Genomic DNA, 7,364 nt, shown 5'->3' with positions numbered 1-7,364 from the left:
CGGATGGCCTTCGGATTCCACTCAGCAGACGCCCTCATCGCCCTGGCCATGCTCAGCCTCGGCGGCCACCGACCCCAACTCCCCGGAAGATGATCACCACCGACCCACGAATCAAGCAGAAGACCCATAAATATTTCTCAGTGACATACGGCTCGTTCGTCTGTTGCTTGCCGCACGCCAAGGCCGGCGGAGGTGGCGCAGGCGGCGTGCTGCTCGCGGCCAGATCGCGGTCGCTCGCCGAGGGCCATGGGCCGGACCGGAAGCGGAACCGGGCCGCGTCGGGAGCGAACCGGGCCGGCCGGGAGCGCACCCGGCCGTGCCGGGAGTTCCGCCGGGCCGGGACCGCCGCCGAAGGCGCGTCAGCTCGGCAGCGGGTCGTCGACGGGCGGGCGACCCCGCCCCCATCACCGGACCCGGCACGCGCGCCCCGGTCACGGCCTGTCGTCGAGGCGGGCCGCGCGGTCGTGCAGGTAGCGCTGGCGGGTCAGGTTCGTCGACAGGTCCGCCGCCTCCCGGTACGCCGCCCGCGCACCCGCCCGGTCGCCGAGCAGTTCCCGCAGGTGCGCCCGGACCGCCGGGAGGCGGGCGTCGGAGGCCAGCGGACCGCCGTCGGCCAGCGCCTCGACCAGGGCCAGCCCTTCGGCGACGCCCCGGCTCATCGCCACCGCGACGGCGTGGTTGAGCGCCACCACCGGGCTGTCCGAGACGCCCATCAGCACCTCGTACAGCGCGGTGATCTGCGCCCAGTCGGTGTCGGCGGCGTCCGACGCCTCGTCGTGCACGGCGGCGATCGCGGCCTGTACCTGGTAGGGGCCGGGCCGGCCGTGGCCCAGCGCGGCGGTGACCAGCGCGACGCCCTCGGCGATCTGCCCGTGATTCCAGCGGCGGCGGTCCTGCTCGGCCATCGGCACCAGCTCGCCGTGCGGGCCGGTCCGCGCCGGCGCCCGCGCGTCGGTGAGCAGCATCAGGGCCAGCAGCCCGCCGACCTCCGGGTCGTCGGGCAGCAGCCGGTGCAGCAGCCGGGTGAGCCGGATCGCCTCGGCGGTCAGGTCGGTGCGGAGCAGGGCCGGACCGGTCGTGCTGGCGTACCCCTCGTTGAAGATCAGGTAGAGCACGTGCAGGACGGCCGCGAGCCGCTGGTCGCGCTCGCGCCCGGCGGGCATCCGGAACGGCACGCCACTGTCGCGGATGCGTTGCTTGCCGCGGGTGATCCGGCGCGTCATGGTCGCCTCCGGGACCAGGAACGCGCGGGCCACCTCGGCGGTGCTCAGCCCGCCGACGGCGCGCAGCGTCAGCGCGATCTGCGTCGCCGGCGACAACGCCGGATGGCAGCAGAGGAACAGCAGGACCAGGGTGTCGTCACCGCCGTCGGCGGTCCGGTCCGCCGGGGCGGCCAGGCGGTCCGGCGGCAGGACCCACGAGGCCACCACGTCCTCCCGCCGCCGCCGGGCCTGCTCGCGGCGCAGCAGGTCGGTCAGCCGCCGGGAGGCCACCGTGATCAGCCACCCACGCGGATTGTCGGGTACGCCGTCGCGGGACCACGCCGCGGCGGCGGTGATGAGCGCCTCCTGGGTGGCGTCCTCGGCGGTGTCGAAGTGTCCGTAGCGGCGGGTGAGCGCGCCGAGGACCCGCGGCGCCAGCTCGCGCAGCAGGTCCTCGACGGCTCGATCGGGCATTGGCGGCACCGTCAGCCGTCGAGACCCTCGATGCCCTCGGCGATCGGCCGGACGTCGACGTACTCGCCCGGCGCGTCCGGGTTGACCAGGCCGGCGGCGATCTCCACCGCCCGGTCCAGACTGTCCACCTCGACCACCGTGTAGCCGGCCAGGACCTCCTGCGTCTCCGGGTACGGCCCGTCGGTGACCACCGGCACGCCACCGGTGACCTGGATGCGGCGGGCGTGCACCGGGGCGGTCAGTCCCTGCGCGTCGACCAGCTCACCGGACTCGACCAGCCTCTGGTGGAACGCCCCCATGTGCTCGTGCATCGCGGCCACCGCTTCCGGCGACATGGCGGGCTGGTCACCGGGGCGGCCGGCCATCGCGTCGTAGTCCCGCTGCGACCCGTACAACATGATCATGTATTTCACGGCTTCTCCCTCCGTGGCGCGCGCGGTGCGTCGCCACCAGGGACGTCGAAGCCGTTCGCGGATCCCGGACACGCTCCCCGGGCAGGCCCGGTAGCCGTGAGAATAGCGCCGCCTCCGGTGCGAACGTGGAGGGCGAGCGGCCGCCCGGCCGCTGAACCGCCGACGGACGCGGGGCGTAGATACTGCCGACCGGCATGACGATCCAGCCGCCGGGGTACTGCACGACGACCAGACCGACGCCGGGGAGGCGCAGTGACGACGCGGATGGGACGAGGTTCGGGCCGGTCCCTGGCGGGCCTGGTCGTGGCGCTGGTGGCGGCGGTCGGCTGCGCCGTCGGGGGAGTCAGCGGGCCGTCCGGCCAACCGGCGCCCGACGAGCCCCGGCAGTCCGCCGACCCCGACCCGAGCACCACTCGTGCCGACGGCACCACCAGCGTCGAGGAGTTCCGCGAGGACGTGGTCACCGCCCAGCGCATCGCCGAGCGGTACTGGGCCGAACAGTTCCGGGCCTCCGGCCAGCGGTTCCAGCCGGTCCGGCGGATCCTTCCCTACCAGCAGGACGGCGAGATCAGCTGCGGCGGGCAGGAGATTCCCCGCAACAACGCCGTCTACTGCTCGGCCGGCGACTTCATCGCCTACGACATCCGCTGGTCGGTGGGCGCGTTCCGGCAGATCGGCGACGCCTTCGTCTACTACCTGCTCGGCCACGAGTACGCCCACGGCGTGCAGACCCGCCTCGGCATCCGATACCAGTTCACCATCCAGCAGGAACTCCAGGCCGACTGCATGGCCGGCGCGTTCCTCGGCGACTCGGTCCGCGGGGAGGTCCTGACCCTGGCCGACGGGGACCTGGAGGAGTTCCGCGAGGGGCTGCTGGCCGTCGGCGACGACCCGGACCAGCCGTGGTTCGCCGAGGGCTCGCACGGCACCGCCGAGCAGCGCACCGAGTCGTTCTTCCGGGGCTACGAACAGTCCCTGGGCGCCTGCGACCTCAGCTGACCGACGCGCCTCCTCGACGCGTCTCGCCCCGGCGCGGCGGGCGGCGTGGCTCACCCCGGCGGGCACCGCTGCCGGTGGCCCGGCGCCGGCTGGGAGGATCAACGGGTACGCCCACCCGAGGAGGATCCGCTGAGCAGCCCCCATCCCGCCGCCGTGCTCTTCGACATGGACGGCACCCTGGTCGACAGCGAGAAGCTGTGGGACGTCGCCCTGCGCGAGCTGGCCGAGGCGTACGGCGGGCGCCTCTCCGACGAGGCCCGCCGGGCGATAACCGGCACCAGTATGGCGGTGTCGATGCGGATCCTGCACGACGACCTCGGCCAGCCCGAGCGGGACCCCGAGGCCAGTGCCGCGTGGATCGACGCGCGGATCCTGGAGCTGTTCCGCACCGGGCTGCGCTGGCGGCCCGGCGCGTCGCCGCTGCTGCGGGCCGTACGCGCGGCGGGCATTCCCACCGCGCTGGTCACCTCCAGCGGCCGGGCCCTGGTCGAGGTGGCGATGGAGACGCTGGGCCGGGACAACTTCGACGTGGTGGTGTGCGGCGACGAGGTCGACGCGGCGAAGCCGCACCCCGCGCCCTACCTGACCGCCGCCCGGCTGCTCGGCGTACCGATCGGCCGGTGCGTGGCGATCGAGGACTCGCCGACCGGGGTGGCCAGCGCGCTCGCCGCCGGTGCCGCGGTCCTCGCCGTGCCCGCCGAGGCGCCGCTGAGCCCCATCGACGGCGTACGCCAGTTGGAGAGCCTGACCGCCGTGGACCTTGAGGTGCTCGCGGCGCTGCTCGGCGAGCCGCCGCCGGTGCGTTAAAAGGGGCCCCCTGCTATACGCCAGGCGTTAACAGGGGGCCCTTCCTTACCTCGCTCAGTCGTGGGCGATCGCGCCCAGGACGTTGATCCGCGCGGCGCGGATCGCGGGCAGCACCGCGGCCACCACCCCGACCAGCGCCGCCAGCCCCAACATGATCCCCATCTGACCCCAGGGGAGCACCAGGTCGGTGATGCCCTCGTCGCGGAGCGCCTCCACCACGGCCGCGCCGAGCCCGGTGCCGACCGCGAGGCCGAGCAGCGCGCCGAACACCGAGATCACCACCGCCTCGACGGTGATCATCCGCATCGTCTGCGAGCGCCGCAGGCCGATCGCCCGCAGCAGGCCCAGCTCCCGGGTGCGCTCCAGCACCGACAGCGCGAGGGTGTTGACGACGCCCAGCACGGCGATCACGATGGCCAGCGCCAACAGGATCTGGATCATCGTGAGCAGGCCGTCGAGTTGCCCGGTCTGCTGCTCGATGAACGCCTCCCGGTCGGCGACCGACACCGTCGGGCTGTCCGCGAGCAGCGCCTCGACCTGCGGCTGCACGTCGGCGACCCGGGTTCCGGGGGCGAGCTGGAGGAAACCCTGGATCGGCTTCGGGACGGCGAAGTCCTTCGTCGCCTCCACCGGCAGCACCATCGGGTTGGTCAGCTCGGAGCTGGCGTAGATGCCGGAGACCGTGTAGGTGCGCGGCTCGCCCCGGGACAGCTGCACCGGTACCGTCGAGCCGACCGACAGGCCCCGCGCCTCCGCCGTGTCGGAACTGACCAGCATCTGGTCCGGCGCGAGCCGGTCGATGTCACCGGCGGTCGCCTCGGCGCTGAAGATCCGCCGCAGCGCGCTGACGTCACTCGACGCCCCAACCCAGGTCTGCTCCCCGCCGACCACGGCCAGGTCGCCGTACTCGCCGTCGACCAGCTGCACACCCGGGAGCGCCGCGGCCTTCTCCAGCACCGCCGGGTCGAAGCTCGGCGGCCGAGGGCCGCTCTGCACACCGGCGATGACCAGTTCCGCCTTGATGCTGTCCTGGGCCAGCTTGCCGATGCTGCCCTTGGCCGAGTCCAGGATCACCGTGACGCCGGTGACCAGGGCGATGCCGACCATCAGCGCCGCCGCGGTGATCGCGGTACGCCGGGGGTTGCGCCCGGAGTTGAGCCGGCCCAGCTTGCCCGGCACCGACCAGGCGAACACCGCGCCGAGCAGGCTCACCACCGGCCGGCTGATCAGCGGGGTCAGCAGCGCCACGCCGATGAACGCGAACAGCACGCCGGCCAGGATGGTGGGCAGGGTGTTGCCCCGGGCGTTGCCGCTGAGGCCGAGGAAGAGCAGCGTGCCACCGATCGCGGTGACGATGCCGCCGGCCACGGTCACCTTCGTCAACGGCCGGTCCGGGGTCGCCACGTCCTGCATCGCGGCGATCGGCGGGATCCGGGCCGCCCGCAGCGCCGGCAGCAACGCCGCCACCACCGTGATCAGCAGGCCGACCGCGAACGCGCCGATCACCGCCGCCGGGGGCACCGCGATCCCGGCCAGGGTGAGCCCGCCGGCCAGGTTGCCGAACAACCACGCCAGCAGCGCGCCGATGCCGATGCCGGCGGCCAGGCCGAGCACCGAGGCGATCAGGCCCACCACCACCGCCTCCAGCACCACCGAGCCGATGACCTGCCGGCCGCTCGCGCCGATCGCCCGCATCAGCGCCAACTCGCGGGTGCGCTGGGCCACGATGATGGAGAACGTGTTGAGGATCAGGAAGGTGCCGACCAGCAGCGCCACCGCCGCGAAGCCCAGCAGGATCCGGTTGAAGAAGGCCAACCCCTCCTTCAGGCTCGCCGCCGAGTCGGCCGCCAGCTCCTCGCCGGTCTTGACCTGGAAGGAGTCGCCGAGCGCGGCGGCCACGTCGTCCCGCAGCGCCTCCGGGGTGACCCCGTCGGCCGCGGTGACCGTGATGCTGCTGAACGTGTCCGGCTGGCCCAGCATCAGCTTCTGCGCCACCGGGGTCGTGAAGAAGACCTCGTTGAGGCCGCCGATGGACTCCCGGTCGCCGCTGTAGCCGACGATGCCGACCAGGGTGAACTTCTCCTGCGACCCGAACACGGTCTCCACGCCGACGCGGTCGCCCACCGCGACCCGGCCCGCCTTCGCCAGCGCCGCGTTGACGGCGATCTCGTCGTCGGCCTGCGGCGCGCGGCCCTCCCTCAGCCGTAGCAGATCACTCTCGCCCACCCAGTTCTCGCCGAGTTGCGGCGGACCGAACGAGGTGACCACCTTGCCGTTGCTGCCAACCAGCAGGGCACCGTCGGCGGCGACCACACCCACCGCGTCGGTCACGCCCGGCACCTGCTTGACCCGGTCCACCGTCGCCGCCGGCAGCGGCGCGGCCACCTGCTCGCCCTGGACCTCGCTCAACGCCACCTTCGGCTTCGCCGCGACGTTCACGTCGATCTCGGAGGTGCCCTCGGCGAAGACCGCGTCGAAGGAGCGGCCGAGGGTGTCGGTGAGCACGAACGCCCCCGACACGAACATGACGCCGAGCACCACCGCCAGCCCGGAGAGGATCAGCCGCAGCTTGCGGGCCAGCAGGCTCTTCAGTGTCGCGCGGAGCATCAGCTGCCCACCTCGGCCGGCGTGTCCAGCTTCTTCATGGTGTCCAGCACGGTCTCCGCGGTCGGCTCGATCAGCTCCGAGACGATCTGCCCGTCGGCGAGGAACACCACCCGGTCGGCGTACGCGGCGGCCGTCGGGTCGTGGGTGACCATCACGATCGTCTGGCCGTACTCGCGTACCGAGGTGCGCAGGAAGTTCAGCACCTCCGCCCCGGAGCGGGAGTCCAGGTTGCCGGTCGGCTCGTCGGCGAAGATCACGTCGGGGCGGGACACCAGGGCACGGGCGCACGCCACCCGCTGCTGCTGCCCGCCGGACAACTGCGCCGGCCGGTGACCCAGCCGGTCCTGCAGACCGACCGTGGCGATCACCGTGTCGTACCACGCCGGGTCCGGCTTGCGGCCGGCGATCGACAGCGGCAGCAGGATGTTCTCCTTGGCCGTCAGGGTGGGCAGCAGGTTGAACTGCTGGAAGATGAAGCCGACCTTGTCCCGGCGCAGCTTCGTCAGGCCGGCGTCGCCGAGCCCGGTGACGGTGGTGTCGCCGATCGCCACCGTCCCCCGGGTCACCGAGTCCAGGCCGGCCAGGCAGTGCATCAACGTCGACTTGCCCGAGCCCGACGGGCCCATGATCGCGGTGAACCGGCCCCGCTCGAACTCGGCGGTGACCCCCCGTAGGGCCATGACCTGTGCCTCGCCGCTGCCGTACACCTTCCACACGTCGTTCGCCCGGGCCGCGGCCTGCGCCTGCGGTCCTACCGTCGCCGTCACGTCTTCTCCCTCGTCGTCCGTCTCATCCGCACCGCCCCCGCTGGTCCGGCGCGGCAGTCCCATCATCGGCGCTTCCCGACGCCGGTCCGTCCGAC

The 7,364-nt window shown here is 73.1% G+C and carries 5 protein-coding genes and 1 pseudogene; 2 read left to right on the top strand and 4 right to left on the bottom strand.

Annotation, left to right across the window (positions count from 1 at the left end; translation table 11 throughout):
* Positions 1-431 precede the first annotated feature (431 nt).
* Entirely contained in the window at positions 432-1,676 is a 1,245-nt protein-coding gene (locus tag D7223_RS24785; RefSeq protein ID WP_120730833.1) for an RNA polymerase sigma factor, read from the bottom strand.
* A gap of 11 nt (positions 1,677-1,687) precedes the next feature.
* Entirely contained in the window at positions 1,688-2,080 is a 393-nt protein-coding gene (locus D7223_RS24780; RefSeq protein WP_238162196.1) for a YciI family protein, read from the bottom strand.
* Between the two features lie 240 nt (positions 2,081-2,320).
* Between D7223_RS24780 and D7223_RS24775 the strand changes: the two are divergent.
* Both D7223_RS24775 and D7223_RS24770 read left to right on the top strand, forming a co-directional pair.
* Positions 2,321-3,088: pseudogene (locus D7223_RS24775) on the top strand (neutral zinc metallopeptidase); the annotation flags it as partial.
* A 153-nt stretch (positions 3,089-3,241) separates the two neighbouring features.
* Positions 3,242-3,895: an HAD family hydrolase gene (locus D7223_RS24770; RefSeq protein ID WP_120730830.1), complete on the top strand. Its 654-nt coding sequence runs from the start codon at positions 3,242-3,244 to the stop codon at positions 3,893-3,895.
* 54 nt (positions 3,896-3,949) lie between these two features.
* Here the strand turns inward: D7223_RS24770 and D7223_RS24765 are convergent, their stop codons facing one another.
* Positions 3,950-6,502, bottom strand: coding sequence for an ABC transporter permease (locus D7223_RS24765; protein WP_120730829.1), 2,553 nt, complete (start codon positions 6,500-6,502; stop codon positions 3,950-3,952).
* A complete protein-coding gene (locus tag D7223_RS24760) occupies positions 6,502-7,269 on the bottom strand; it encodes an ABC transporter ATP-binding protein (RefSeq protein WP_120730828.1) in 768 nt (255 codons plus the stop codon). The genes D7223_RS24765 and D7223_RS24760 overlap by 1 nt, the downstream gene beginning before the upstream one ends.
* Between the last annotated feature and the right edge of the window lie 95 nt (positions 7,270-7,364).

The organism is Micromonospora endolithica (assembly GCF_003626595.1).
Taxonomy (GTDB): domain Bacteria; phylum Actinomycetota; class Actinomycetes; order Mycobacteriales; family Micromonosporaceae; genus Micromonospora; species Micromonospora endolithica.
This window is presented reverse-complemented; position numbering and strand designations above follow the sequence as displayed.

Coding starts and splice junctions, on each gene's coding strand:
- D7223_RS24785 (WP_120730833.1), bottom strand. CDS start 1,676: ATGCCCGATCGAGCCGTCGAGGACCTGCTGCGCGAGCTGGCGCCGCGG.
- D7223_RS24780 (WP_238162196.1), bottom strand. CDS start 2,080: ATGATCATGTTGTACGGGTCGCAGCGGGACTACGACGCGATGGCCGGC.
- D7223_RS24765 (WP_120730829.1), bottom strand. CDS start 6,502: ATGCTCCGCGCGACACTGAAGAGCCTGCTGGCCCGCAAGCTGCGGCTG.